The organism is Aeromonas sp. QDB20 (assembly GCF_027707805.1).
GTDB lineage: Bacteria > Pseudomonadota > Gammaproteobacteria > Enterobacterales > Aeromonadaceae > Aeromonas > Aeromonas dhakensis.
The window spans coordinates 110546-137114 of sequence record NZ_JAPCJC010000003.1 but is presented as its reverse complement, the minus strand read 5'-3'; the positions used below and the strand labels follow the sequence as shown (position 1 = coordinate 137114).

Annotated in this window: 23 protein-coding genes, 5 tRNA genes and 1 pseudogene; 21 read left to right on the top strand and 8 right to left on the bottom strand. The window is 62.7% G+C overall.

Annotated features, from left to right (window positions below; all coding sequences use genetic code 11):
• Positions 1-230 precede the first annotated feature (230 nt).
• From rsmC to PG897_RS04405, 9 genes are all read left to right on the top strand, one after another.
• Positions 231-1259, top strand: coding sequence for a 16S rRNA (guanine(1207)-N(2))-methyltransferase RsmC (gene rsmC / locus PG897_RS04445; RefSeq protein WP_201879897.1), 1029 nt, complete (start codon positions 231-233; stop codon positions 1257-1259).
• 149 nt (positions 1260-1408) lie between these two features.
• Complete coding sequence (gene glgC / locus PG897_RS04440; protein WP_005305468.1) at positions 1409-2626, top strand: glucose-1-phosphate adenylyltransferase; 1218 nt, start codon at positions 1409-1411, stop codon at positions 2624-2626.
• The gene (gene glgA, locus PG897_RS04435; protein ID WP_124249272.1) at positions 2616-4076 is read left to right on the top strand and encodes a glycogen synthase GlgA; all 1461 of its coding nucleotides are present in this window, start codon (positions 2616-2618) and stop codon (positions 4074-4076) included. The genes glgC and glgA overlap by 11 nt, the downstream gene beginning before the upstream one ends.
• A 116-nt stretch (positions 4077-4192) precedes the next feature.
• Positions 4193-4278 (top strand) — tRNA-Leu (locus tag PG897_RS04430).
• A gap of 55 nt (positions 4279-4333) precedes the next feature.
• Positions 4334-4419: transfer RNA gene (locus tag PG897_RS04425), tRNA-Leu, on the top strand.
• 71 nt (positions 4420-4490) lie between these two features.
• Positions 4491-4576: transfer RNA gene (locus PG897_RS04420), tRNA-Leu, on the top strand.
• 48 nt (positions 4577-4624) lie between these two features.
• Positions 4625-4710 (top strand) — tRNA-Leu (locus PG897_RS04415).
• Between the two features lie 71 nt (positions 4711-4781).
• A tRNA-Leu gene (locus tag PG897_RS04410) sits at positions 4782-4867 on the top strand.
• A gap of 109 nt (positions 4868-4976) precedes the next feature.
• Positions 4977-5249 carry a late competence development ComFB family protein gene (locus PG897_RS04405; protein WP_005305474.1) on the top strand — a complete coding sequence of 91 codons (273 nt, stop codon included), beginning with the start codon at positions 4977-4979 and terminating at the stop codon, positions 5247-5249.
• On the opposite strand, the gene PG897_RS04400 is transcribed toward PG897_RS04405, so the two are convergent.
• The gene (locus PG897_RS04400; protein ID WP_017779092.1) at positions 5244-5453 is read right to left on the bottom strand and encodes a hypothetical protein; all 210 of its coding nucleotides are present in this window, start codon (positions 5451-5453) and stop codon (positions 5244-5246) included. The two genes, PG897_RS04405 and PG897_RS04400, sit on opposite strands and share 6 nt — an antisense overlap.
• Before the next feature lie 299 nt (positions 5454-5752).
• Between PG897_RS04400 and nhaC the strand changes: the two genes are divergently transcribed.
• The 9 genes from nhaC to PG897_RS04355 all read left to right on the top strand — a co-directional run bounded on the left by nhaC (position 5753) and on the right by PG897_RS04355 (position 15680).
• Positions 5753-7162, top strand: coding sequence for a Na+/H+ antiporter NhaC (gene nhaC, locus PG897_RS04395; RefSeq protein WP_005305478.1), 1410 nt, complete (start codon positions 5753-5755; stop codon positions 7160-7162).
• Positions 7163-7267: 105 nt separating this feature from the next.
• Complete coding sequence (locus tag PG897_RS04390; protein WP_005305481.1) at positions 7268-8191, top strand: LysR family transcriptional regulator; 924 nt, start codon at positions 7268-7270, stop codon at positions 8189-8191.
• Positions 8192-8379: 188 nt separating this feature from the next.
• Positions 8380-9525: an ABC transporter substrate-binding protein gene (locus PG897_RS04385; RefSeq protein ID WP_201879895.1), complete on the top strand. Its 1146-nt coding sequence runs from the start codon at positions 8380-8382 to the stop codon at positions 9523-9525.
• Between the two features lie 163 nt (positions 9526-9688).
• On the top strand, positions 9689-10702 hold the full coding sequence (locus PG897_RS04380) for an ABC transporter ATP-binding protein (protein WP_094698749.1): 1014 nt from the start codon (positions 9689-9691) through the stop codon (positions 10700-10702).
• On the top strand, positions 10699-11667 hold the full coding sequence (locus tag PG897_RS04375; RefSeq protein ID WP_099359842.1) for an ABC transporter permease: 969 nt from the start codon (positions 10699-10701) through the stop codon (positions 11665-11667). Before PG897_RS04380 ends, PG897_RS04375 begins: the two co-directional genes overlap by 4 nt.
• A gap of 7 nt (positions 11668-11674) precedes the next feature.
• A complete protein-coding gene (locus tag PG897_RS04370; RefSeq protein ID WP_010636002.1) occupies positions 11675-12490 on the top strand; it encodes an ABC transporter permease in 816 nt (271 codons plus the stop codon).
• A gap of 29 nt (positions 12491-12519) precedes the next feature.
• The gene (locus PG897_RS04365; RefSeq protein WP_201879892.1) at positions 12520-13950 is read left to right on the top strand and encodes a gamma-aminobutyraldehyde dehydrogenase; all 1431 of its coding nucleotides are present in this window, start codon (positions 12520-12522) and stop codon (positions 13948-13950) included.
• 263 nt (positions 13951-14213) lie between these two features.
• Complete coding sequence (locus tag PG897_RS04360) at positions 14214-14825, top strand: GNAT family N-acetyltransferase (protein WP_043171461.1); 612 nt, start codon at positions 14214-14216, stop codon at positions 14823-14825.
• 90 nt (positions 14826-14915) lie between these two features.
• Positions 14916-15680, top strand: a complete 765-nt coding sequence (locus PG897_RS04355) for a hypothetical protein (RefSeq protein WP_043171462.1) — start codon at positions 14916-14918, stop codon at positions 15678-15680.
• Between the two features lie 8 nt (positions 15681-15688).
• Here the strand turns inward: PG897_RS04355 and PG897_RS04350 are convergent.
• The 6 genes and pseudogenes from PG897_RS04350 to treR form a co-directional block, all read right to left on the bottom strand.
• A pseudogene (locus PG897_RS04350) lies at positions 15689-16785 on the bottom strand (ABC transporter substrate-binding protein).
• A gap of 441 nt (positions 16786-17226) precedes the next feature.
• On the bottom strand, positions 17227-17559 hold the full coding sequence (locus PG897_RS04345; RefSeq protein ID WP_010635997.1) for a hypothetical protein: 333 nt from the start codon (positions 17557-17559) through the stop codon (positions 17227-17229).
• A 342-nt stretch (positions 17560-17901) separates the two neighbouring features.
• Positions 17902-18507: a sugar O-acetyltransferase gene (locus PG897_RS04340; RefSeq protein ID WP_043171464.1), complete on the bottom strand. Its 606-nt coding sequence runs from the start codon at positions 18505-18507 to the stop codon at positions 17902-17904.
• Positions 18508-18510: 3 nt separating this feature from the next.
• On the bottom strand, positions 18511-20172 hold the full coding sequence (gene treC / locus PG897_RS04335; RefSeq protein WP_043171465.1) for an alpha,alpha-phosphotrehalase: 1662 nt from the start codon (positions 20170-20172) through the stop codon (positions 18511-18513).
• A gap of 68 nt (positions 20173-20240) precedes the next feature.
• Positions 20241-21671 carry a PTS trehalose transporter subunit IIBC gene (gene treB / locus PG897_RS04330; RefSeq protein ID WP_019840679.1) on the bottom strand — a complete coding sequence of 477 codons (1431 nt, stop codon included), beginning with the start codon at positions 21669-21671 and terminating at the stop codon, positions 20241-20243.
• A gap of 191 nt (positions 21672-21862) precedes the next feature.
• The gene (gene treR, locus PG897_RS04325; RefSeq protein ID WP_201879886.1) at positions 21863-22810 is read right to left on the bottom strand and encodes a trehalose operon repressor TreR; all 948 of its coding nucleotides are present in this window, start codon (positions 22808-22810) and stop codon (positions 21863-21865) included.
• 210 nt (positions 22811-23020) lie between these two features.
• Between treR and PG897_RS04320 the strand changes: the two genes are divergently transcribed.
• The 3 genes from PG897_RS04320 (at position 23021) to ansB (ending at position 25456) form a co-directional block, all read left to right on the top strand.
• Positions 23021-23971 carry an AEC family transporter gene (locus PG897_RS04320; RefSeq protein ID WP_099359835.1) on the top strand — a complete coding sequence of 317 codons (951 nt, stop codon included), beginning with the start codon at positions 23021-23023 and terminating at the stop codon, positions 23969-23971.
• A 100-nt stretch (positions 23972-24071) separates the two neighbouring features.
• Positions 24072-24266, top strand: a complete 195-nt coding sequence (locus tag PG897_RS04315; protein ID WP_017766443.1) for a heavy-metal-associated domain-containing protein — start codon at positions 24072-24074, stop codon at positions 24264-24266.
• A 131-nt stretch (positions 24267-24397) separates the two neighbouring features.
• On the top strand, positions 24398-25456 hold the full coding sequence (gene ansB / locus PG897_RS04310; protein WP_043171468.1) for an L-asparaginase 2: 1059 nt from the start codon (positions 24398-24400) through the stop codon (positions 25454-25456).
• 79 nt (positions 25457-25535) lie between these two features.
• Here the strand turns inward: ansB and PG897_RS04305 are convergent, their stop codons facing one another.
• A complete protein-coding gene (locus PG897_RS04305; RefSeq protein ID WP_041204774.1) occupies positions 25536-26522 on the bottom strand; it encodes a sodium:calcium antiporter in 987 nt (328 codons plus the stop codon).
• Between the last annotated feature and the right edge of the window lie 47 nt (positions 26523-26569).

The following is a 26569-nucleotide window of genomic DNA, read 5'->3' as shown; positions in this document are numbered from 1 at the left end:
ACGATGTGCGCAACCGGGGTTTGAATCTGCTCAGGGATGAGAGGTTACGCGCGAACGTCGGCAGGCCCGAATGTCAGGCTTTTTTTATGCTTTCGTTTCAACCCGTTGAACCGCATTGCGTCATCTCTGCTCAAAAAATGGTGTCTGGGCATCTTTCGGGAACACGGCATAAATGTCAAGGCGAAAGCGGCTATGTATAATGGCCGCCCAAAATTGCGTGGAGAGACCCGATGAGCAGCCCGATCAGTGCCGTCAGCCAGATGCTGGAACGAAACCAAGCCCTCTTTGTCGGCAAGCGGCTGCTGGTGTGCGGCGCCCTGGAGGATGACTATCCGCGCCAGCTGGCAACCCTGACCCACTCCCTCACCGTGTTTACCACGGATTACTGCTATTACCGCAGCCAGCAGGCCGCGCTGGGCGAAGTCATCCTGTTCGATCACCAGCTGGGTGGCGCTCCCCGCTTCGATGCCCTGCTGCTGCTGATGCCCAAGGCCAAGGCCGAGGCCCAATACCTGCTGGCCATGATGACCCCGCTGCTGGAAGCAGGTGCCGAGCTGTTCCTCGCCGGCGAGAACCGCGGCGGCATCAACGGGGCCGACAAGCTGCTGGCTCCCTATGGCGAGAAGCCGGTCAAACGTGACTCGGCCCGTCGCTGCTCCCTCTATCACGGCGAACTGAGCAAACCAGTGGCCCCGTTCGAGCTGGACGCCTGGTTTGGCCGCTACCAGTGCCAGGCTGGCGATACCGAGCTGACCGTGCTGGCCCTGCCCGGCGTGTTCAGTGCATCCGAGCTGGATCTGGGCAGCCAGATGCTGCTGGCCAGCCTGCCGGCCATGCAGGGATCGCTGCTCGATTTCGGTTGCGGTGCCGGGGTGATCGGCTCTGTGCTGGCCAAGCGCAATCCTGAACTCAGGGTCACCATGGTGGACATCAACGCGCTGGCGCTGGAATCCAGCCGCCGTACCCTGGCCATCAACGGTCTGCAGGGCGAGGTGCGGGCGTCCGACGTCTATTCCGACATCCAGGAAAAATTTGACCGCATCGTCTCCAACCCGCCGTTCCACGCCGGTCTCAAGACCTTCTACGCGGCCACCGAGACCTTCCTGGCCAAGGCACCGGAGCATCTGTCGCCGCAGGGCACCCTCACCATAGTTGCCAACGCCTTTCTGCGATATCAGCCTATACTGGAGACGCACTTCAAACGGACGGAAGTGATCAGCAGCGATGCCAAATTCAAGGTCTATCTGAGCAAAGTGTAAATAAGTGTAAGCAGTCACCGGAAACAGGTAGAGAGCCCCATACGGGATCTGATAAGGTAATTGACACACCTCAAACCACCCCTTTAGGGGTGTTTTTTTGCAGCAAGATGAAAACCTTTTCATAGTATGAATTCAGGGAGAGAAATACGATGGCAGGCATACTTACCATGATCCTGGCGGGCGGCGAAGGTACTCGCCTCCAGCCACTCACCACCACCCGCAGCAAGCCCTCGGTTCCCTTTGGTGGCAGCTACCGACTGATCGACTTCGTGCTCAACAACTTCGTCAACGCCGACTTCCTGCGCATCTATGTGCTCACCCAGTTCAAGTCCCAGTCCCTCTATCTGCACATGAAGAAGGGCTGGAATATCGTCGGCATCACGGATCGCTTCATCGACCCGATTCCGGCCCAGATGCGGATGGGCAAACGCTGGTATGACGGCACCGCCGACGCCATCTACCAGAACCTGCGCTTCATCGAGATCTCCGACCCCGAGCACGTCTGCATCTTCGGCTCCGACCACATCTACAAGATGGATGTGAGCCAGATGGTAAGCTTCCACAAGCAGAAGGCCGCCGCTCTGACCGTCGCCGCCCTGCGCATGCCCATCGAGGAGGCGAGCGCCTTCGGGGTGATCGAGGTGGATCAGGAGGGCCGGATGATCGGCTTCGAGGAAAAACCCAAACGACCCAAGCACATCCCCGGCGATCCCACCCAGGCACTGGTCTCCATGGGCAACTACATCTTCGAGACCGAGTCGCTCTATCGCGAACTCAAGCGCGACGCCGCCGAGGAGAACTCCAGCCACGACTTCGGCAAGGACATCATTCCCAGCCTGTTCCCGCGTGCCCCCGTCTATGTCTACGACTACAGCACCAACGTGATCCCGGGCGAGAAGCCCAACGTCTACTGGCGCGACGTGGGGACGCTGGACTCCTACTGGCAGGCGCACATGGACCTGGTGGCCGACGATGCCCCCTTCTCCCTCTACAACCGCAAGTGGCCGCTGCATACCCACTATCCGCCGCTGCCGCCCGCCACCTTCGTCGACACCGACGACTGCAAGGTGAAGATCGCCAACTCCTTGATCTCCGGCGGCTGCTTCATCCAGGGCAGCCAGATCCAGCGCTCCATCCTGGGTTTTCGCTGCAACATAGGCCCTTGCAGCCACATCAGCGAGTCGGTTCTGCTCGGTGACGTGAAGATTGGCGAGGGCTGCTCCATCCGCCGCGCCATCATCGACAAGAACGTTGAAATTGCGCCCGGCACCGTGATCGGTGAAAATCTGGACCATGACAGAGAGCGATTTACCGTGTCCGAAGGCGGTATCGTCGTGGTACCTAAGGGAGCAAGAGTTGGCTATTAACCCACTGAAAATCCTGTTCGTTGCCTCGGAAGTTGAGGGGCTTGTGAAGACCGGGGGCCTGGCGGACGTGGCCAGAGCCCTGCCGCTGTACCTGGCCCAGAAGGGACATGATGTCAGGATCATGCTCCCTTTCTACAAGACGATAAAGCGACGGGATGAGGCCAAACTGCTGGTCTCGCGCTGGTTGCCAACCCACCCGGGCCTGCCGGATATCGGCTATCGCATCTATCAGATGGATCTCGAAGGGGTCTGTGTCTACCTGCTCGACTGCCCGCAGTACTTCGATCGCCCCCAGCTCTATGCCGAAAACAACCAGGCCTATCCGGACAACGGCGAGCGTTTCGCCTTCCTGGCCGCCGCCGCGCTGCACGCCTGCGAGCAGCTCGCCTTTGCCCCCGAGATAGTGCACTGCAACGACTGGCACACCGGCCTGCTGCCGCTGCTGCTGAAAACCCGACATGCCCACAACCCCTTCTTCCAGCACACTCACAGCGTGATCAGCATTCACAACGCGGCGTTCCAGGGGGTGTTCGAGCGCCAGCAGTTCTGGGCCGTGCCCGAGATTGCCGACTACGAACAGCGCATCAGCTATGACTACGGCCACGTCAACCTGCTCAAGTGCGGAGTGCTCTATGCCGACAAGATCAACGCGGTCAGCCCCAACTATGCCAGCGAATTGCTGACCCACCTGGGGGCCCACGGCATGGCCAGCGTCTTCCAGCAGCGGGCGGCGGATCTGCGTGGCATCCTCAACGGCTGCGACTATCAGGACTGGGATCCAGCCTTCGACGACTTCCTGCCAGCCACCTATGACGTCGACAACCTGACCGGCAAGGGCGTCTGCAAGCAGAGCCTGCAGCAGGAGCTGGGCCTGCCGGTGGTGGACCTGCCCATCTACGGCATGGTGTGCCGGCTGACCGAACAAAAAGGCGTGCATCTGCTGCTGCCGGTGCTGGACAAGTTTCTGCATCACAAGGTGCAGGTGGTGATCGTCGGCTCGGGAGATCCCTCCCTCGCCGCCCAGCTGCACACCCTGGCCCAGCAATTCCCGGACCGGCTCGCCTTCATCAATACCTATGACGACCGGCTCGCCCACCTGGTGGAGGCCGGTGCCGACTTCTTCCTGATGCCCTCCCTGTTCGAGCCGTGCGGCCTCAACCAGATGTACAGCCTGGCCTATGGCACCCTACCGCTGGTAAGGGCGGTCGGCGGCCTGAAGGATACGGTGGTGGACTGGGATGCCGATCCGGCACATGCGACCGGCTTCTGCTTCAACGATCCGACCGCCAACATACTGCTCGATGCCATGCGCCGCAGTCTGCTCTATTACCTGCAGGACCCCGAGCAGTTTGCCCGAGTTCAGCGCAATGCCATGAACACCCGCTTCAACTGGCCCGATTCGGTCATCCAGTACGAACAGATGTATCGGGACGCCCTGGCTCGCCAGTGACGCTAATTGCTGAAGTTTTGTCCCCTTGATGCTGCTTTGGGCGTCAACAGCGAAAAAAGTACCTTCTGGCTGTTGACGCCCCCCCAAAACTCTATAGAATCCCCCACCGCAGTGATGCGAAGGTGGCGGAATTGGTAGACGCGCTAGCTTCAGGTGTTAGTGTCCCACGGATGTGAGGGTTCGAGTCCCTCTCTTCGCACCATACTGCAACATGCTCTTATCAGACGGCATGTAAATCCAGACTGATAACCCGATGTGCGAAGGTGGCGGAATTGGTAGACGCGCTAGCTTCAGGTGTTAGTGCCCCCCGGGTGTGAGGGTTCGAGTCCCTCTCTTCGCACCATGCTTCTGGCATGTAAAACGCAGAAAATGCGCTCCAACCGCATTTAAAAACCAGCTGGAGAAAATCAGTGTGCGAAGGTGGCGGAATTGGTAGACGCGCTAGCTTCAGGTGTTAGTGCCCCCCGGGTGTGAGGGTTCGAGTCCCTCTCTTCGCACCATGCTTCGCTTATCAGACAGCATGTAAATCCAGACTGATAACCCGATGTGCGAAGGTGGCGGAATTGGTAGACGCGCTAGCTTCAGGTGTTAGTGCCCCCCGGGTGTGAGGGTTCGAGTCCCTCTCTTCGCACCATGCTTCTGGCATGTAAAACGCAGAAAATGCGCTCCAACCGCATTTAAAAACCAGCTGGAGAAAATCAGTGTGCGAAGGTGGCGGAATTGGTAGACGCGCTAGCTTCAGGTGTTAGTGTCCCACGGATGTGAGGGTTCGAGTCCCTCTCTTCGCACCATTCATCATGCAAAAGGCCCATCACGAAAGTGACGGGCCTTTTGTTTTTACCCCTTGTTATGACTATGCTTTTGACGACTCACCGCCCATCGTCATGCCAAGGAATGCATATGATACTGGATACCGACATTCACAACTTCTACGAGCATCTGGTGCTCAAGGAGATTGAGAAACAGGGGCTCAGCCAGACACTGAGCGCCAACCAGATGGCCGATCTCTGCTGCCTGACCCTGAACCAGCTCCCCTCCCACTATATTCGCCACGACGTCGACATGATCTACTTCCTGACCGATGCCAAACGCAACGAGATGGAGAAGAACGTCATCACCTCCCTCAAACAGGCGCTGGAAAAGGTGCAGAGCGCACCGGCCACCTCGTCATAACCAGGGCTGCTGCCAGACAAGGGCCGCCACACCGGTCATGCCGGCCACCGGCAACAGGATCAGCGCTGGTCTCAGCCTGGGTTCGAACATGACCCAGGCGGCCAGCAAGAAGCCCAGACTCCATACCCAGTACTCCCTCTCCTGACCCCAGATCAGGATGGCCAGCAGCCCGATCAGCAGCATGGCCCTCACTATCCATCTCATGACACACTCCCCTCCAACAACTGATAACAATTATCATTTGTATTTTAGGAGTATGCAATCGGACTTTCCTATCGGAGTCGAATGTCCCATCGGGGCAAACAGAGCACTCAAAAACGGGTTATGAGATCAACTAAATTGTAAGTTTTTCAATCAAAATTGCATTTTTGCCAAATCAGTTGGGATTTGTCCCCCCTGGTTTGTGGTAGATTGCGGCCTCTTTTTGGGTGGGCCCCTCGGGATACGTGTATCCACAGGACGAGAGGGACCGACCTTGGCGAGCAAGAGTTTAGGAAGTATCTATGCAAAACCAACACAACCACATCCGATTGCCGGGCATGTCGCAGGTGTTTGCCTGTCTGGCCATTTTCTTGGCCCTGGCCTTCTCCTTCACCAGCGTGCTCGACCTGCCAATCCAGTTGGCACTGTTCATCGCCTGGTTCGTCATCATGGGGCTCGGCATCAAGCTCGGCCATGATTACAAATCCCTGGAGCAGGCAGCCGTCGACGGTGTCGCCAAGGGGATGGGGGCCATCCTGATCCTGGTCTCCGTTGGCGCCCTGGTCGGCACCTGGATTGCCGGCGGCATAGTCCCCAGCATCATCTACTTCGGCCTCAAGGTGATACATCCGTCCATCTTTCTGCTGGCGACCCTGATCATCTGCTCGCTGACCTCGCTGGCCACCGGCACCTCCTGGGGCTCGGCCGCCACCGCCGGCATCGCCATGATGGGGATCGGCCACAGCCTGGGCGTACCCGCTCCGCTGGTAGCCGGTGCCGTGCTCTCCGGTGTCTACTTCGGTGACAAGCTCTCTCCGCTCTCCGACTCCGTGGTGCTGGCCTCGACCATGTCCAACGTCGACGTGATGGAGCACATCAAGGGGATGCTGCCCATCAGCCTGTTCTCCTATGTCATCACCGCCGCCCTGTTCACCGTGGTCGGCATGCAGTACTCCGGCAACGTCAGCCTGGAGCAGGTCAACCTGGTGATGGAGGCGCTCGACAAGCAGTTCAACATCACCCCGCTGGCCATAGTCCCGGTGGTGCTGGTGCTGGGCCTGTTGGCCAACCGCAAACCCGCCTTCCCCGTGATCAGCTTCGGCGCCCTGCTGGGCCTTGTCTGGGCCATCCTGTTCCAGGACATGGATCCGGTGAAGGCGATGCACTCCGCCTACAGCCCGTTCGCCATCACCTCCGGCGTCGACTTCATCGACAACATCCTGGGCCGTGGCGGCATGGAGTCCATGCTGGGCTCGGTGGCGGTCATCATCTTCGGTCTGGGCTTTGGCGGCCTGCTGGAGAAGGTCGGCATCCTGGAAGTGATCGCCAGCGCCTTCGAGAAACGCATCAAGGGTGCCGGCAGCCTGACTACCCACACCATAGGCACCGCCTTCCTGGCCAACGTGTTCGGCTCGGCCATGTATGTGTCGCTGATCCTGACCCCCAAGATCATGGCCAAGAACTACGACCGGCTGGGGCTGGCGCGCAAGAACCTCTCCCGCAACGCCGAGTTTGGCGGCACCCTCACCTGCGGCATGGTGCCTTGGAGCGACAACGGCATCTTCATGGCCGGGGTACTGGGAGTGGCCACCCTCGACTACCTGCCCTACATGTGGCTCAGCTTCACCTGCATCATTGTGACCATCACCCTCGCCTATCTGGGCAAGGCGGTGAACCGGATCCCGGTGATCGAAGCGGCCAGCTCCCGCTAACCGCCGGAAAAATCATGACAAAGGCGCCAACACGGCGCCTTTTGTCTGGGCGCGATTCGAGGTTAAGCTGGCAGTCACCTAGGTCGCACGCGGCAGGACGCCCAGATGAACTTCACCTTTCGACAGATCCGCTATTTCGTGGCGGTGGCCGACAGCTTCTCGGTCAGCCGCGCCGCTGCCGAGCTGCACATTTCCCAGTCGGCAGTCACCAGCGCCATCCGCGAGCTGGAGAGCGAGCTCGGCGCCCCCCTGTTCGATCGCAACCCGCGCGGGGTCAGCCTAACTACCCAGGGCCACCAGTTTCTGCTGCACGCCCGTCGCATCCTCGGCGCCATGACCGAGGCAAGCCACTCCCTCAAGGCGGTAGCCCAGCAGGATCAGGGGCGGCTCACCATAGGGGTGACGACCCTGGTGGCCGGCTACTACTTGTCGGAGGCCCTCGGCCGCTTTCGCCGCGCCTTCCCGGCGGTACAGATCGAGGTGAAGGAGGACGAGCAGCCCTATCTCGAGCACCAGATCGTCAACGGCGAGGTGGACGTGGGGATCCTGATGACCAACCGCACCATCCGCCAGGAGGCGTTCGATACCGAGCTGCTGACCCGCTCGCCGCTGCGGGTCTGGCTCGCCGCCAACCACCCGCTCTGCGCCGAGTCGACCCTCTCTCTCAAGGCGCTCGGCGAAGAGCCCATGATCTCGCTGACCGCCGACCAGCTGGACCAGATCATCGGTGGCGGCCTGCGCCGTTACGGCATAGCGCCGCGCATCGTGCTGCGGACCGCCTCGGTGGAAGCGGTGCGCAGCCTGGTGGCGAGCCAGCTCGGGCTCGCCCTGCTGCCGGACTTTGCCTACCGCCCCTGGTCGCTGGAGCAGGAGCGGGTCGAGGCCCGCGCCATCAAGGAGCCGATCCCCGCCATCGACATAGGCCTGGTGTGGCGGCGCGGTTCACGGCTGGAGTGGACCGCCCGCGAGTTCATCGACATAGTGCGGGATCAGAGCCGGCTGCGGGCCCGGCAGGCACTCCCTCGCTAGCCCTCTCTTGCCGAGCGACCACTAAAATTCAGATTCATCTGCACTCGATATCGATTTAGCAGATACCTCTGGCGTTAAAAATTGAAATTCTCATTGCTCAGCGCTTCTCCTACGCTCATGACTGGTTAACAGGATGTTAATTGTCAGCGAGGCATCACCACAGTGCCCGCCCCAGCAAGGAGAGCAAGATGAAACTGACCCCCCTCACCCTGGCCCTGATCCCCGCCCTGCTGGCAGGCAAGGCCCAAGCGGCACCATCCACCCTCAGCAAGGGGGAAGGCCAGCTCAACATCGTGGCCTGGGCCGGCTACGTGGAACGCGGCGAGACCGACAAGAATTACGACTGGGTGACCGGCTTCGAGAAAGAGACCGGCTGCAAGGTCAACGTCAAGACGGCCGCCACCTCGGACGAGATGGTGGCGCTGATGAACGAGGGGGGCTTCGATCTGGTGACCGCCTCCGGCGACGCCAGCCTGCGCCTCATCGCCGGTGGCAAGGTGCAGGCGCTCAACCTGGCGCTCATCCCGAGCTACGGCAAGATAGATCCCCGTCTGCAGAATGCTCCCTGGCACACGGTGGACGGCAAGCACTACGGCGTGCCCTACCAGTGGGGCGGCAACATCTTGATGTACAACACCAAGGTGTTCCCCAAGGCGCCTGACTCCTGGAGCGTGGTGTTCGAGGAGCAGACCCTGCCGGACGGCAAGTCCAACAAGGGACGGGTGCAGGCGTTCGACGGCCCGATCCACATCGCCGATGCGGCCCTCTATCTGATGAGCCACCAGCCGGCGCTCGGCATCAAGGATCCGTACGAACTCAACGAAGATCAGTACAAGACTGCCCTCGACCTGTTGCGCCAGCAGCGTCAGCTGGTGGGGCGCTACTGGCACGATGCCTTCGTCCAGATCGACGACTTCAAGAACGAGGGGGTGGTCGCCTCCGGCTCCTGGCCGTTCCAGGCCAATACCCTGATCGCCGACAAGCAGCCCATCGCCACTACCGTGCCCAAGGAAGGGGTCACCGGCTGGGCCGACACCAGCATGGTGCACAGCGAGGCCAAGAACCTCACCTGCGCCTACAAATGGCTGGAGCACTCCCTGAACAACAAGCTGCAGGGAGATCTCGCCTCCTGGTTCGGTTCCGTGCCCGTGGTGCCGGCCGCCTGCGAGGGCAATGCCCTGCTCGGGAAAGAGGGGTGCAAGACCAACGGCATCGACAACTTCGATCGGGTTCGCTTCTGGCGAACTCCCGTCTCCCAGTGCAAGAGCCAGGGAACCTGCGTGCCTTACTACCGCTGGGTCTCGGACTATATCGCTATCCTGGGTGGCCGCTGATTCTGGTAGAACAAGGCCGTATCCCAGCGGCAGGGGACCTGCGTGTCCTCTGTGCTATCGCTGGGTCTCGGACTATATCGCCATCCTGGGTGGTCGCTAAGGCTGGCTAACCACAGGGCCGGACAGGAGTCCGGCCCGCTTCCCACACAGACAAGGACGCCCCATGAATGCCGTACAATTTGACCGAGTCAGCCGCCACTATGGCGAGGTGAAGGCGGTCGACGACATCTCCTTCCAGATCCCCGCCGGCGAGTTCTTCACCCTGCTGGGGCCAAGCGGTTCCGGCAAGACCACCTGCCTGCGGATGATCGCGGGCTTCGAATACCCGAGCGAGGGGGAGATCCGGCTGTTCGGCGAACCCTGCTCTACCGTGCCCCCCTATGATCGCAACCTCAATACGGTGTTTCAGGACTATGCCCTGTTTCCCAACATGGATGTGCGCGACAACATAGGCTACGGCCTGATGCTCAAGGGCGTGGCCAAGGCGGAGCGTTACCGCAAGGTGGACGAGATGCTGGAGCTGGTGCGCCTGCCAGGCGTCGGCAACCGAAAGCCCGGTCAGCTCTCCGGCGGCCAGCGCCAGCGCATCGCCATCGCCCGCGCGCTGATCAACCAGCCGCGCATCCTCTTGCTGGACGAGCCGCTGGGGGCGCTCGACCTCAAGCTGCGCGAGCAGATGCAGCTCGAGCTCAAGGCCTTGCAGCGCCAGCTCGGCATCACCTTCATCTTCGTCACCCACGACCAGCAGGAGGCGCTCTCCATGAGCGACCGCATCTGCATCTTCAATCAGGGCAAGATCGAGCAGATCGCCGCGCCGGACACCATCTACGACGCCCCCGCCACCCCCTTCGTCGCCCGCTTCGTCGGCACCGTCAACCTGTTCGAGGGGGAGCAGGCCCGCCGCCTGTGCGGCGATGCGCGCCAGATGATGGTGCGCCCGGAGCGGATCCGGCTCGCCGAGGCCGGCACGCCCGGCTGGTCAGGGGAGGTGCGCGAAGTGGAGTACCTCGGCCCCTTCGTGCGCTACCGGGTCGATCTCGGCGAACAGCTCGAGCTTATCGTCAACCACCCCAACGAGGGCCAGGCCCGTCTGCCCCGTGGCACCCGGGTCAGCCTCAGCTGGCCGGAGCAGGCGATCCATCGCCTGCACACCGCCCCTCTGGGAGCTCAACCATGAGCGCCCCCCACAGTGCGAGCCTTGCCATGAGCCAAGCTACCGACTCCGTTCGCGTCAGGCCGCTGCGGCGCCTCTCCACCCTGCTCTATGGTCGCTCCGGCCTGCTGCTGGCCATCCTGCTCGGGCCGCCCCTGCTCTGGCTCGGCATCATCTATGTCGGCTCCCTGCTGATGCTGCTCTCCAACGCCTTCTTCGGGCTGGACGAGTTCAGCGGCCAGATCCGCCACGAGCTGGGCCTGCAGAACTTCGTCGCCCTGCTGCGGGCGGAGAACCTGGACGTGATCCTGCGCACCGTCGGCATGTCCCTGCTGGTGACCCTGGCCTGCGCCCTGCTCGGTTTCCCCGTCGCCTACTACATGGCGCGCTACACCAGCGGCAAGACCCGGGCCCTGTTCTACGTCGGCATCATGCTGCCGCTCTGGTCCAGCTATCTGGTGCGGGTCTACGCCTGGAAGCTGATCCTGGCCAAGGAGGGGGTCATCAGCTGGCTGGCAGACACCCTGGGACTGGACTGGCTGCTGGACGCCATCCTCTCGCTGCCAGTTATAGGGGGGCCGTCGCTGTCATTCTCGCGCATCGGCACCTTCATCGTGTTCGTCTACGTCTGGCTGCCCTTCATGATCCTGCCCATCCAGGCGGCGGTGGAGCGGATCCCGCGCTCCCTGCTGGAAGCGAGCGGCGATCTCGGCGCCACCCCGGCCCAGACCTTTCGCACCCTGATCCTGCCGCTGGCCCTGCCCGGCGTGGTGGCGGGCTCCATCTTCACCTTCTCCCTGACGCTCGGGGACTACATCATCCCCGGCATCATTGGCAACTCCACCATGTACATAGGTCAGGTGGTCTACATGCAGCAGGGCACGGCGGGCAACCTGCCCTTCGCCGCCGCCTTCTCGCTGGTGCCGATCCTTATCATCGCCATCTACCTCACCATCGCGAAACGCCTGGGGGCCTTCGATGCGCTCTAATACCTCCATGAAACGGGACCATGGCAGCCAGCCCTCCGGTCTGCTCAAGTACGCGGCCATCGGGGGCCTCCTGTTCCTGCACTTCCCGATCCTGTTCATCTTCCTCTACGCCTTCACCAGCGAGAGCAAGAGCTACCAGTTCCCGCCCCCCGGGCTCACCCTCAAGTGGTTCGAGGTGACCCTCAACCGCCCCGATGTGTGGCGCGCCATCCAGCTGTCGCTGGAGGTGGCCGGGCTCGCTACCCTGGTGGCCATGGTGCTTGGCACCCTGGCGGCGGGGGCCATCGCCCGCAGCCGCTTCTTCGGCCAGGAGGTGGTGTCGCTCTTGCTGGTACTGCCCATCGCTCTGCCCGGCATCGTCACCGGTATCGCGCTGCGCTCCGCCTATGGGGTGATGGAGATCCCCTTCAGCTTCTGGACCATCGTCATCGGCCACGCCACCTTCTGCGTGGTGGTGGTCTACAACAATGCCCTGGCGCGCTTTCGCCGCACCAACCAGAGCCTTATCGAGGCGTCGATGGATCTCGGTGCCGACGGCTTCCAGACTCTGCGCTACGTGATCCTGCCCAACCTCGCCACCGCCCTGCTGGCGGGTGGCATGCTGGCGTTTGCGCTGAGCTTTGACGAGGTGATCGTCACTACCTTCACCGCCGGCCAGCAGACCACGCTGCCGATCTGGATGTATCAGGAGCTGATCCGGCCACGGGACAGGCCGGTCACCAACGTGGTGGCGCTCATCATAGTGGCCTTCACCACCATTCCCATTCTGCTTGCCTACTACCTCACCCGCGACGGCCAGGACGTCGCCGGCAGTGGCAAATAACGACTCAACGCGTGCGCAAGGATGCAACCATGAAACTCTCTACCCAACTCTTGATCGACGGTCAGTTCGTCACCGGTGACGGCCCGGCCGAGCCCATCCTCAACCCAGCCACCGGGGAGCTTCTCGCCTCGGTGCCAGAAGCCTCGTTCGAGCAGGTGAACCGGGCGGTGAACGGCGCCCAGCGCGCCTTCGCCCAGTGGAGCCGCACCACGCCAGCCCAGCGCAGTACCCTGCTGCTGCGCCTGGCCGATGCCATCGAGCGCCACGCCGAGGAGTTTGCGGCGCTGGAATCCCTCAACTGCGGCAAGCCCTATCTGGCGGTGCTCAATGACGAGCTGCCGGCGGTGGTGGACTGTTTCCGCTTTTTCGCCGGCGCGGCTCGCTGCCTGCAGGGGCCACTCGCCGGGGAGTATATCGAGGGACACACCAGCATGATCCGCCGCGACCCCATCGGCGTGGTGGGCAGTATCGCCCCCTGGAACTATCCGCTGATGATGGCGGCCTGGAAGATGGCCCCGGTGCTCGCCGCCGGCAATACGGTGGTGCTCAAGCCCTCCGAGCAGACCCCCCTCACCGCCCTGCGCCTGGCGGAGCTCGCCAGCGAGCTCTTCCCGCGCGGCGTCATCAACATCGTCTGCGGCCGGGGCGAGAGCGTGGGGGCGCCGCTGGTGGAGCACCCGCTGGTGCGCATGGTGTCGCTGACCGGTGACATCGCCACCGGCCAGAAGATCCTGCAGAGCGCCGCCCGCACCATGAAGCGCACCCACCTGGAGCTGGGGGGCAAGGCGCCGGTCATCATCTTTGACGATGCGGATCTGGAGGCCGTGGTGGCGGGCATCCGCACCTTCGGCTTCTACAACGCCGGCCAGGATTGCACCGCCGCCTGCCGCATCTATGCCCAGGGCAAGATCTACGACAAATTTGTCGCCGCCATGACGGATGCGGTGGCCTCCATCAAGGTCGGCGGCCCGCGCGAGGAGGGGGTGGAGATGGGACCGCTCATCTCGGACCGGCAGCGCAACCGGGTGGCCAGCTTCGTGGAGCGGGCCCAGAGCAGCGGTCACGTGGAGGTGACGGCGGGGGGCAAGATCCGCCCCGGCAACGGCTTCTTCTTCGAGCCGACCCTGATCGCCCATGCCCGCCAGGAGGATGAAATCGTGCGCCGGGAGGTGTTCGGCCCGGTGGTGTCGGTGACCCGCTTCACAGACGCCGAGCAGGTGGTGCAGTGGGCCAACGACTCGGACTACGGCCTCGCCAGCTCGGTCTGGACCCGGGATCTCGGCCTTGCCAGCAAGGTGGCCAGCCACCTGCAGTACGGCTGCACCTGGATCAACACCCACTTCATGCTCACCTCCGAGATGCCCCACGGCGGCATGAAGATGTCCGGCTACGGCAAGGATCTCTCCCTCTACGCCCTGGAGGACTACACGGTGCCGCGGCATATCATGGTGAAGTTGTAGAGGCGTATCAGGAGGCGCTCGACCGAGTGCCTGGCCTGTGGCAAGCACGAGCCCTCCCTGGCCGGGAGGGCTCATTCGTCTTGGAAATACACCGGGTAAGGAAGATGCGGCTGCGCCGCATAAGGCAATAGGGGCACGGTATTGACTCCCCTGACCCTCGCCGAGGCGAGGTGTGCGACCAACCACCGAGACGCCCCCCGGTTGGGGATTGTCCCTTCCCTCATCCCAGGCCCCATAATGGCCGCTCATTGGAGGAGGCCTGCATGTTTATCCTTGAGACCGATCGCCTGAGGCTGCGCGATATGCGCCTCGACGACGAGGCGGCCTTCGTGGCCACCACCCAGGACGAGCACTATCAGCGCTTCTATAGCGAGGAGGATGGCCGGGCGCAGAAGAACCGGGAGCTGACCCGACTGTTGGTCGAGCAGGCCGGCGAGCGCCCCCGGCGCGCCTATCAGCTGGCGATCGAGCATAAGGCGACGAATGCCCTGATCGGCACAGTCTGCCTGCGTCTGGAGAGCGATGAGCAGGCCTCGATGGGGTGCGGCATGGCGCGCCACAGCCAGGGACGAGGACTGATGCAGGAGGCGGCCTCGGCCCTAACGGGCTTTGGGTTTGCATCGCTCGGGGTGCACCGCATCTATGCCGAGCCCCTGTCCCTGAACCGGGCAGCCATACGGTTCTGCTCCTCGCTCGGGATGCGCCAGGAGGCGCACTTTCGCGAGCATCGCTACTTCAAGGGGCAGTGGTGGGACACTGCGGTGTTTGCCCTGCTGCGAAGCGAATGGTCCCATCAGGGCCGCGCGGCGCCCACAGAGCCGGCCACTTGCGGCTCACCCCATCCCCCAACCGGGCCGACTGATGAGTCGGCCTGACCCCCACAGCGATGACCCACATAGGAAGATGATATGTTGAGCAACCGACACCTTGGCCTTCACGCGTTGAGGTCATCAGCGAGCCGACCAGTGCGCTGGCTGCTGTGGTCCAGCCTTGTGATGCTCTGCTGCCTCGCCGGCGAGGCCCAGAGCCAGCCACAGCTAGACGCCAATCCGACAGGCTACGCCCTGCTCTATACCGGCCCCATCTCGGACCCGGATAGCAACGAGGCGATCGCCGCCGTGGTCAAACAGGCTGGCCTCCCCGTGGTTTATCTCGACAACCTGAGCGAGCTCCCGGCCAAGCTGGCGGGCGCCCGTCTGTTTATCATCGGCGGGACCGAAGATGACGTAGAGCCCCTGGTTCATCGGTTCACCCCGGCCATCGCCGGGGCGCTCAAACGCTATCTGAGTCAGGGCGGGCGCTATCTGGGGATCTGCGGCGGTGCCTTTGTCGCGTCTCTGGGCTGGGCCGACGAGGGCAATTATGTGAAGGCGCTCGGTTTGGTGCCGGCAGAGTCTGACGACTACGACGGTGACTTCTCTCCCAAGATCCATGAGATTCGCTGGCTCGGGGAGGTGCGCCGCATGTACTACCAGGCCGGCCCTACCTTCGCCCTGCAGCCAGGCACCGAACCGGTGCGTGAACTTGCCTACTTCGACGATGGCCGGATCGCCGCATTGATGAGCGCCTACGGCAGGGGCAAGGTGGCCGTCTCCGGGCCCCATCCGGAAGCCCCCGACAGCTGGAAAGCCGAAGCACAAGATGGGGATACCATGGACACAAACATCCCGCTGGCCGTGCAGCTGGTGCAGGAGCTCCTCTCCGATCGCCCCGTCCTGACACCTCGCTAGCGCCGGCATCAGTTCGCCAGATCCCAGGGACACACCTTGGCCAGCCCCTCCTTGCCACTGCTGGCCAGGGCCTGCTGCACCATCCGCTTGTAGCGATTCTTGATGTGTGCAGGCAGGGCCGGCACCAGCAGGCGCTCGTCAAATTCAGGCAGGGCCTGCGGCGGCAACACGGCCTGCTCCTCCGGGGTCAGCGGGGGGCGGGCCGATCCATTGCTGCCGGAAACCGTCGGCGTGCCCATCAACATGCGGCTCTGCAGGGGTTCGCTCAACAGGAAGTCGATCAGCAGATAGGCCGCCTTGAGCCTGACCGGATCATCCCCGACATCCCGCGCAATCGAGAGGGCATCAAGGGCATAGATGGCCCCTTCCCTTACCATGGCGATGCGCCACTGCTGACCGTTTTGCCGATTGCACTCCACCAGCTCCAGCCCCCAGGTGGTGGCCAGGCGCTGATGGCGCAGATCCTCGCACCGATTGGCCTGATTGAACCAGAAGCCCCGGCTCGCCTTGAGCCGCCGGGTCAGTTGCCCTTCCACTTCATTTTGCAATGGGCTATCGGCCAGCATTTCACCGCTGGCAAAGAGGGCGGGTGACTTGCCAAGGGAGAGCAGTACGGAGAAGAGCAAGGGCTCAAACTGATCGCAGAAAACCGCAAATTGCCCCTGCCGCGTCGGCTCGGCCAACGCCTGCCAGCTGGTGGGCGGGGTGCTTTCCTGATTGCTGTCGTAAGCCAGGCTGAACATGGCATAGGAGAAGGGCACTGAATAGTTGCGCTCCCCCAACTTGTCATACTCGGTATTCTTGAGCGCTGGCCTCACCTCCTGGTAATGGCGCAAGCGGCCAAAGTCGATGGGCAGCAGCAGCTTGAAGAGGGGTTGATGATGCGCCTTGTAGAAGTACTGGTCGGCATCACCACGTCGGCACTGCGGGTACGCAGAGCACGATAGACGCTGTCAAAGTCGGTGAGCAGCGGCTCGATCCGGGTCACCGTCGCCTTCACCCCCTCGCGCTTGGCGTACTCGGCAAATTGCTGTTCATATCCGGCGGGCAGATACCCCCACTCCAGCAGCCTGAGCTGTACCGGGGCAGCCAGGGCCGACCCCATACAACAGCAGGCCAACAAGACGAGACTACGCATGATCACTACTCCCACAACTGGTTCTTCAGGGAGTATAGGCTTCTGTGGAACGGGAAAACGGCAGGCGGCAGGTTGCTGTCAGCAGATGGATATCGCCAAGCAGACCCGCGCAATGCATTGAACAGACAGAATGTGTGCAAGCTGCACGGCACCAACGGCATGGTCGGGCAGGGAAATGAAAGGCGGTCTATAGGAAGAGAGGATCTGTCACGCTTCGCGGCGCGAGAGTGTGGCGCAAGAGTGCGCTGCGAACTGGCCGCGCCGAGGATCTGCCGTATGGCGATCAACGGTCGGCTTGCACCTTTGAGCTCGGTAGCCAGAGCTGGAGCATCTTCTTGTCAACGACGATAGGGAGGCCTCGGCCTCCCTGTTTTGTCTCGCATGGGTGTCCGGTTGCCCGGGGAGCCCTTAGCGCTGACGCCCGCTGCCGATACCGAACGGAATGCGGTAGTCGCTGCTCTGCTCACCCAGGCTCACGGTCAGGTTGCCCTGGGTGCGGCTCGGGATCTGCACCTGCTGGCTGCCCATCAGGTTGGCGTGCACGGAGGCAACCACATCACCAGACTCGTCACGTACTTCCAGCATGGGGTTGGCCTTGCCTTCGACGGCAGCGGTGGCGTGCCAGTTCACAAACAGCACACCCGGGGCGGCGTTGAAGTCAGCCGGAACGGAAGCCTGGGCAAAACCTGCGGTCATCAGGCCTGCAACGGCCAGCATCTTGATTACGTTTTTCATGTTCATTCACTCTCTTGGTTTCTATGTCATTGCCTGGGCCGACGGCCCCGAATCAATGCATCCATGCAAGAGGTTATTCAAATAGTGTGTAGTTCTTTCACCAACATCAGACCTCCTATTTGAAGGTCTCACAGCCTTGAACGACCAGTTATTTGGCCGCTTGGCGTTCCTGCCTAAGCGTTGAGTGAATATTAAACATCCAGGCTTGCCATTGTTAGCGAGATAAACTGGCCTAGATGTTCAAAAAATCTGAAGTGGCTGTACATCCCGGGTTCAGCCAATGACGGGCAAGAAAAAGGGCAGGATAGCCTGCCCTTGGTGTTGGAAAGTGCGCGCTGGCGGGTACCACTAGCCACCAGCCAGCTCTGCTGCCGTCATGGGTCGCAGCACCTTGCAGGGGTTGCCGGCCGCCACCACGCCCGCCGGCACATCCTTGGTCACCACTGAGCCAGCGCCGATCACGCTGTTGTCCCCAATGGTCACGCCGGGGCAGATGACGACGCTGCCACCGATCCAGACGTTGTGGCCGATGCGCACCGGCTTGCCGAACTCCACCCCCTTGATGCGCGGCGCCACCGCCACCGGGTGAGCGGCCGTGTAGATCTGCACACCAGGCGCCAGCAGCACGTTGTCGCCGATGTGCACCTCGCACACATCGAGGATGGTGCAGTTAACGTTGGCGTAGAAGTTCTCGCCCACGAAGATGTTGGCCCCGTAGTCGCAAAAGAAGGGCGGGTTGATGGCGCACTCCTTGCCGCGGCTGCCCAGCAGTTCATGGAGCAGGGCATCGCGCGCCGGTTTCTCCTGCCAGCTGGTGTTGAAGGTGTGATAGAGCCTGCGGCAGCGCTCGCGCGCTGCTTTGAGCTCGGGGTCGCCCGCATCATAGGGCTCCCCCGCCACCATCTTCTGCCACTCGGGGCCACGCACCGCCGCCTTCATCATCACCTCGCTCATCGCCTACTCCACCAGCCAGATCAGGGATTCATAAGGGCGCAGCATACAGGATTGCGGCCGGGCCGGGCTATCGGGGTAGTTGCCAAGCAGCAGGCGCCCCTTGCCGGTGGCTAGCTCCTCCGGCAGTGCGAAGCTGATCGGCTCGCCGTAGAAGTTGCTCACCACCAGCAGGGTCTGACCGTTGGCTCGGCGGGCATAGGCCCAGATCTGCGGGTGCCCCGCCAGCAGCTCCTGATAATCCCCGTGAGTGAAGATGGGATGACTCTTGCGCAGGCGGATCAGATCCCGGTAGTGCCAGAACACCGAGTCGGTGTCGGCCAGCGCCGCCTCGGCATTGATCTCGGGATAGTTGGCGGCGGGCTTGAGCCAGGGGGTACCACTGGTGAAGCCGGCATTGGCCGCAGCGCTCCACTGCATCGGGGTACGCGAGTTGTCACGGGACTTGGCGCCGAGAATGGCCAGGATCTCGGCCTCACCCATCCCCTCGGCCTGCTTGATGGCGAAGATGTTGCGGCTCTCCACATCCTGATAGTCATCGATGCACTGATAGCCGGGGTTGGTCATGCCGATCTCCTCCCCCTGATAGATGTAGGGGGTACCCTGCAGGCCGTGCAGTGTGCTGGCCAGCATCTTGGCGGCAACCACCCTATGCTCGCCCTCGTCACCGAAGCGGGAGACGATGCGCGGCTGATCGTGGTTGCACCAGAACAGGGCCGACCACCCCTTGCCGTGCATGCCGCTCTGCCAGTGGTTGAAGATGCGCTTGAGTTCGAGGAAATCGAACGGCGCCTTGGTCCACTTGTCGCCATTGGGATAATCCACCTTGAGGTGGTGGAAGTTGAACACCATGGAGAGCTCGGAGCCGTCCAGCGCGCCATAGCGCTGGCAGTGCTCCAGGCTGGTGGAGGACATCTCCCCCACCGTCATGGCGCCCACCGGGGCGAACACGTCACGACTCACGTCCTGCAAAAATTCGTGGATGCGCGGCCCGTCGGTGTAGAAGCGGCGGCCATCGCCACTGTCGTCGCTCGGGAAGCGCTGATCCTTGGAGATGAGGTTGATGACGTCGAGGCGGAAACCGTCCACTCCCTTCTTGGCCCAGAAGTGGATGATCTTCTTCACCTCGGCGCGCACGGCCGGGTTCTCCCAGTTGAGATCCGCCTGCTCGCGGGCAAAGAGATGCAGGTAGTACTGGCCGGTGGCCTTATCCAGCTCCCAGGCGCTGCCGCCAAACTTGGATTGCCAGTTGTTCGGCACACCACCCTCCACCGGGTCTTTCCAGATGTAGTAGTCGCGGTAGGGGCTGTTCTTGTCCCCCAGCGCCGACTTGAACCAGGCGTGCTCGGTGGAGGTGTGGTTGACGACTATGTCCATCACGATCCGAATGTCGCGCGCGTGGGCGGCGGCCAAGAGCGCCTCGAAGTCGGCCATGGTGCCGTAGGCGGGATCAATATTCAGGTAGTCGGCGATGTCGTAGCCGTTGTCCACCTGCGGCGAGACGTACACCGGAGTCAGCCAGAGGGCGTCGACGCCGAGGGTCTTGAGATAGTCGAGGCGGGCCATGATCCCCTTGAGATCGCCAGTGCCGCGCGCGCCACTGTCCTGAAAGCTCTTGGGGTAGATCTGGTAAATCACGGCGCTCTGCCACCAGGGTGTTTGGCTCATGGGTCTTGCTCTTGTCTCGAATGAAAAAGGGAGAGGGCGACCCCTGCGGGTCGCCCTGATGCGTGGGATCAGGCGCTGGCCTGAGCCAGCTTGCCGGCTGCCTGCTGGCGCTGGTAAACCAGCAGAGTCAGCACGATAGGCACAACGATGGCCACCAGCATGGCGATGGCATAGACGGCCCAGTATTGCGGCTGGATGGAGAGGATGCCCGGCAGGCCCCCTACCCCGATGCCGTTGGCCATCACCCCGGCGAAGCCGCAGATGAGGGCCGCAAGGCTCGAGCCCACCATGGCGCACAGCATGGGGAACTTGTACTTGAGGTTGATGCCGTACATGGCCGGCTCGGTCACCCCCAGATAGGCGGAGATGGCGGCAGGCACCGAGATCTCCCGCTCGTTCTCCTTGCGGCTGATCAGAATGATGCCGACCACCGCAGAGGCCTGGGCGATGTTGGAGAGGGCGATCAGCGGCCAGATCGGGGTGCCACCCATGCTCTGCATCAGTTGCAGATCCACCGCGTTGGTGGTGTGGTGGATACCGGTGATGACCAGGGGCGCGTAGAGGAAGCCGAACAGGGCGGCACCAATGGGGGCAAACGAACCTGTCATGGCCGCCTTGGCAGCGAAACCGACGCCGTCACCCAGCCAGCGACCGAACGGGCCGATAAAGGCGTGGGCCACGATCACCGCCAGCAACAGGGAGATGAAGGGAACTATGACCAGGTAGAGGTAGGCCGGGATGATCCGCTTGAGATTGGTCTCCACCCAGGCGAGGAAGACACCAGCCAGCAGGGCCGGGATGACCTGCGCCTGATAACCCACCTTCTGGATCACGAACAGACCGAAGTCCCACACCTCGGGAGTCTGCTGGCCGATGCCGTAGGCGTTCATCAGCTGGGGCGACACCAGGGTGATACCGAGCACGATACCCAGGATCTCGGAGCCGCCCATCTTCTTCACCGCCGACCAGCAGACGCCCACCGGCAAGAAGTGGAAGATCGCCTCGCCCAGCAGCCAGAGGAAGGCGTGCACCTGAGCCCAGAACTGGCTGATCTCGGTGAGGGTGTGGGTGCCATCGTCGAACATCTTGATGTCGCCGATGACGTTGCGAAAGCCCAGGATCAGACCGCCGGTGATGATGGCCGGCAGCAGGGGCACGAAGATCTCCGCCAGGTGGGAGATGCCCCGCTCCAGCGGGTTCATGTTCTGGCGCGCCGCCTGCTTGGCGGCCTCCTTGCTGCCGCCGCTGACGCCGATCTCTTCGGTCAGCGCCTTGTACCACTGCTCCACCTCGTTGCCGATGACCACCTGGAACTGGCCGCCCTGAGTGAAGCTTCCCTTCACCGCCGGTATGGTTTCGATGGCCTTGCTGTCGGCCTTGGCCGGATCGTTGAGGACGAAGCGCAGCCGGGTCAGGCAGTGGCTGACGGTTGCGATGTTCTCCTTGCCACCGATCTTGTCGATGAGCGTGGCCAGATGTTGTGCGTTGATCTTGGACATGAGCCTTCCCTCTGTGACTCCATTGATATTGGTCTGCGTCGCCCTTTTGGGCCAGTCTGTGGGCCCGAGCGTTTTTGGTATCGTTCCCATTTAGCATGCCGCCAATTGGTCCCGATCAAAATGGGAACGTTCCCAATTCGTGGCCGAGGTCACAAAAAGCGCATTTTTTGTGCGGTGCTAGGTGATGGCGTTCACAAAGAGTGGCAGGGAGCTATGGTCGCCAGCGGGCGCTGATCCTGCTCGATCTGGCCGAGCAGCTGGCGCGCGGCCTGCTCCCCCGCCCCCTTGTAGCCGAGATCCAGGCTGAGGGCGTTGGGGAAGAGAAAGGTGAGCATGGGGTTGTTGCCAAGGCCGGTCACCAGCACCTCGCTGCGCCCCTGCTCCTGCAGGTACTTGGCGGCACCTATGGCCAGGGTGTCGCTGGCGCAGACCAGGGCGCCCGTGGTCGGGGTGAGCAACTCAGCCGCCAGCCGGTAGCCGCTCTGCAAGCTGAGATCGCCGAGGGCGCTGCGCGCCGTCAGCCCCTGTTCGGCGCAGTAGCCGAGGTAGGCATCGAGTCGACGCTGGCCGGTGGTGAGGTCGGCGGTGTCCACCCCCAGGTAGGCGATGTCGCGGATGCCGCGGTTAGCGAGCTGGCCCAGCATGGTGCGCACCGCACCGGCATCGTCGAAACAGACCGAGGAGAAACCGGGATGGTCGCGGGCCACCAGCACCAGCTTCTCCCTGAGCGGCGCCATGGCGGCATAGTCCAGATCGTTGAAGGCGAACAAAATGATGCCATCCACCCCGCGCCGCTCCAGCACCGCCAGATGCTCCTGCACCTTGGCGGGGGAGAACTTGCTCTCCATCAGCACGGCGTCGTAGCCGCGCCGGTAGAGGGTCTCCAGCATGCCGCGCACCGCCTGGTTTTCCGAGCTGGAGTCGAGCCGCGAGACGATGATCCCCACCACCTGCTGGCTCTGGCTGCGCATGGCCCGCGCCGACTTGCTCGGCACAAAGCCGTGCTCGGCGATGATCTGCTCCACCCGCTCGCGGGTCGCCTGCTTCACCTTGGGATCCTGGTTGAGCACCCGGGAGACGGTCGACTTGCCGACACCACTGAGTCGGGCGATATCGAGGATGGTCAGTTTTTTGTCCATGAAGTGGCTCACAGGGGCTCGGCGGTGGAATTGCCCACATTGTTGTGATTAACCCCTGTGAATACAAGCCCATGGCGTTAGAATGCCCTTTTGGCGCCGGCGCATGCCGTGCCACCCGCCATCGCACAGGACGCGCATCATGGGTCTATTCGCCAGTCTGCTTCCATCTCTCTCCGTCACGGGCCCCGTTTATCGCACAGGAGATCCATCATGACTCTGCTGGCCAGTCTGCACTTCTCCCTCTCCATCACGGGCCCCATCTGCGTGGTGCTGCTGCTCGGCATCTGGCTCAAGCAGCTGGGCCTGCTGCCGGACAGCTTCGTCGAGTCCGCTTCCCGCCTGGTGTTCCAGGTCACCCTGCCGGCGCTCCTGTTTCTCAGCATGGTGCGCACCGATTTCTCCACCATGCCGAGCCCCTGGCTCATCGTCTACGGCCTGCTCGGCACCCTCACCGGCTTTCTGGTGCTGGAGCTGCTGGCGGCCCGCTTCATCCCCGAGCGGCGCCAGCGCGGCATCTTCGTGCAGGGCAGCTTTCGCGGCAACATGGGGATCATGGGGCTGGCCTATGTGCAGAACGCCTACGGCGCCGAGGGGATCGGTGCCGCCGCCCTGCTGGTGGGCTCGGTCACCGTGCTCTACAACGTGCTTGCGGTGATCACCCTGACCCGCAGCCTGGGGGGCAGCAAGGGGATCAAACCGATCCTCAGGGGGATCGCCAAAAACCCGTTGATCATCGCCATCCTGGCGGCCCTGCCGTTCGGCCTGCTCGGCATCGAGCTGCCCCAGCTGGTGATCACCACGGGCAACTACTTCGCCAACATGACCCTGCCGCTGGCGCTGCTCTGCACCGGCGCCAGCCTCAACCTCAAGGCCCTGCGCGGCGGTGCCCTGCTGACCGGCTGGGCCACCGCCAACCGGCTGCTGTGCATCCCGGTGCTGCTGGTGATGGGCGCCTGGGCGCTCGGCTTCAGCCCGCAGGCCCTTGGCATCCTGTTTCTCATCAGCTCCACCCCCACCGCCGCCGCCAGCTATGTGATGACCCGCGCCATGGGGGGCGACAGCGCCCTGGCGGCCAACATCATCGCCACCACCACCCTTGGCTCGCTCGTCACCACCAGCCTGGGGGCCACCCTGATGAACTACCTGGGGCTGATGGGCTAGCCAGCAGCAAACCTGCTGGCCCTCACCCCTTCATCACCCCCTTGACCTTGCCGCGGGCGGCAGCTTTACGCTGACAGTCAATCAACAGAGGAGATATCCCATGACCATCGAACTCACCGTCTCCGGCATGTCCTGCGGTGGCTGCGCCGTCAGCCTGCAAAAAGCCCTGCTGGCCCAACCTGCCGTCAGCAGCGCCAGCGTCGACTTTGCCAGCAGCAAGGCCGTCATCGAGAGCGAGCTGAGCAAGGCCGAGCTGATCGCCCTGATCGAAACCAAAGGCTTCTCGGCGAGTTAAATTATCTCTATGTAGGTATAAAACAGGTTAAAGTTCTGTATCCAGCTGTTTTTTGGTGAGAGTCATCACAAACCCCTGCAACAGAAAGCGCAAACTTGCTGCAATTTTTATCACCCAGAAGGAATTGCAGCATGACTCTCCCGATCCGCAAGACCCTGCTCGCCGCCGTCCTCGGCCTGACCCTCTCCCCGATGGCCATGGCCCTGCCCAACGTCCATATCCTGGCCACCGGCGGCACCATTGCCGGGGCGGGGCAGTCCGCCACCCAGTCCAACTACGAGGCCGGCAAGGTGGCCATCGAGACGCTGATCGCCGCCGTGCCCGAGATGAAGAACGTGGCCGACGTGCAGGGTGAGCAGGTGGTGAAGATCGGCTCCCAGGACATGAACGACGAGGTATGGCTCAAGCTCGCCAAGCGGGTCAACGAGCTGCTGGCCAGGGATGACGTGGACGGCATCGTCATCACCCACGGCACCGACACCATGGAAGAGACCGCCTATTTCCTCAATCTGACCGTCAAGAGCGACAAGCCGGTGGTGCTGGTCGGCGCCATGCGCCCCTCCACCGCCATGAGCGCCGACGGCCCGATGAACCTCTACAACGCCGTGGTGACCGCCTCCGACCCCGCCTCCAAGGGGCGTGGCGTCATGGTGGCGATGAACGACACCGTGCTCGATGCCCGCGACGTCACCAAGACCAACACCACAGGGGTGCAGACCTTCGCCTCCCCCAACTTCGGCCCGCTCGGCTACATCCACAACGGCAAGATCGACTATCAGCGCAGCCCGGCCCGCCAGCACACCAGCAAGACCCCGTTTGACGTGAGCAAGCTCGACAAGCTGCCGCAGGTCGGCATCGTCTACAGCTACGCCAACGCCACCGATCTGCCGGCCAAGGCGATGGTGGATGCCAAGTTCGACGGCATCGTCAGCGCCGGGGTGGGCAACGGCAACCTCTACCACACCCTGTTAGACACCCTGGCCAAGGCGAGCAAGGACGGCATCCGGGTGGTGCGCTCCGCCCGCGTGCCGACCGGTTCCACCACCCTGGATGCCGAGATCGATGACGCCAAGTACGGCTTCGTCGCCGCCGAGACCCTCAACCCGCAGAAGGCGCGGGTCCTGCTGATGCTCGCCCTGACCCAGAGCAAGGATCCGGCCCAGATCCAGCGCTGGTTCCAGCAGTTCTGATCACCCTACCCGGCCTCGGCCGGCAGAGGGAATGACCATAAAAAGGGCGGGATGCTATCCCGCCCTTGTTCGTGGCACATCAGCCCATGACCAGCCAGCCGCAGAAGCCAAGATAGATAAGCCCCACCCAGGCGAGCCTGCCGGCCGTCATCCGCTCCCGACTGAATCCCCACCACAACAGCACGACCGCCAGCAGGGTCACCAGCGAGGAGACCATCATGGTGCTGTCCAGCAGCCAGGGGGTGAACAGCAGGCAGAACGCCTTGGGAATGGTGCCCTGGATCATCATGGCCCCCGAGATATTGGCCAGCGCCAGCCTGTGCTTGCCCTGCCGCACCCAGATCAGCACGTTCATCAGCTCAGGCATCTCGGTCGCCACCGGGCTCAGCAGCAGGGCCGCCAGCACCGGCGAGAGACCGAACAGCTCGCCCATGCTCTCCAGCTGGTGAACGAACAGCTGGGCCGCCAGCGCCACCACCACCAGCGCCACCAGGGTTTGCAGCAGCACCTTGCCGAGCGCCGGGATCTCGGCGCCCGGATCCAGCTTGAGGGGCTCTGGCAACTCGACCTCGTGGCTGTCGGTCTGTTTCAGCTCGCGCCGCACATAGACCAGATACACCAGCACGAACAGCGGAGCCAGCCAGGTTTTACCGGTGAAGGCCACCATGCCGAGGGCCACCGCCACCAGGAAGATGCCGACGAACCAGGCCTGATCACGGCCTATCTCGCGCTGCACCTCGCCATCGATGGCCCTGTGCTCCCGGCTCATGCACAACAGCAGGGTCACGCCGACGGCGGCATAACCTATGGTGGCCAACACCAGCGGGCCGCCGAGGGCGGCACCTATGCCTATCTGCTGCTGAGCGGGGGCATCCCCCATCAGCAAGGCGGTCAGGGTGACGATGCATTCGGGCAGGGCCGTGCCGAGGGCCGCCAGCAGGGAGCCGGTGGCACTCTGGGATAACTTGAAGTGGTGGCCGGTCCATTCGATGCCATTGACGAAATATTCGCAGGCCAGATAGATGGTGACGGCAGAGAGCAGAAATAACAGCAGGGTGATCAGCATGATGAGTAACCGCCAGGCGAGCAGAACAACCAATGGACCCGATACGG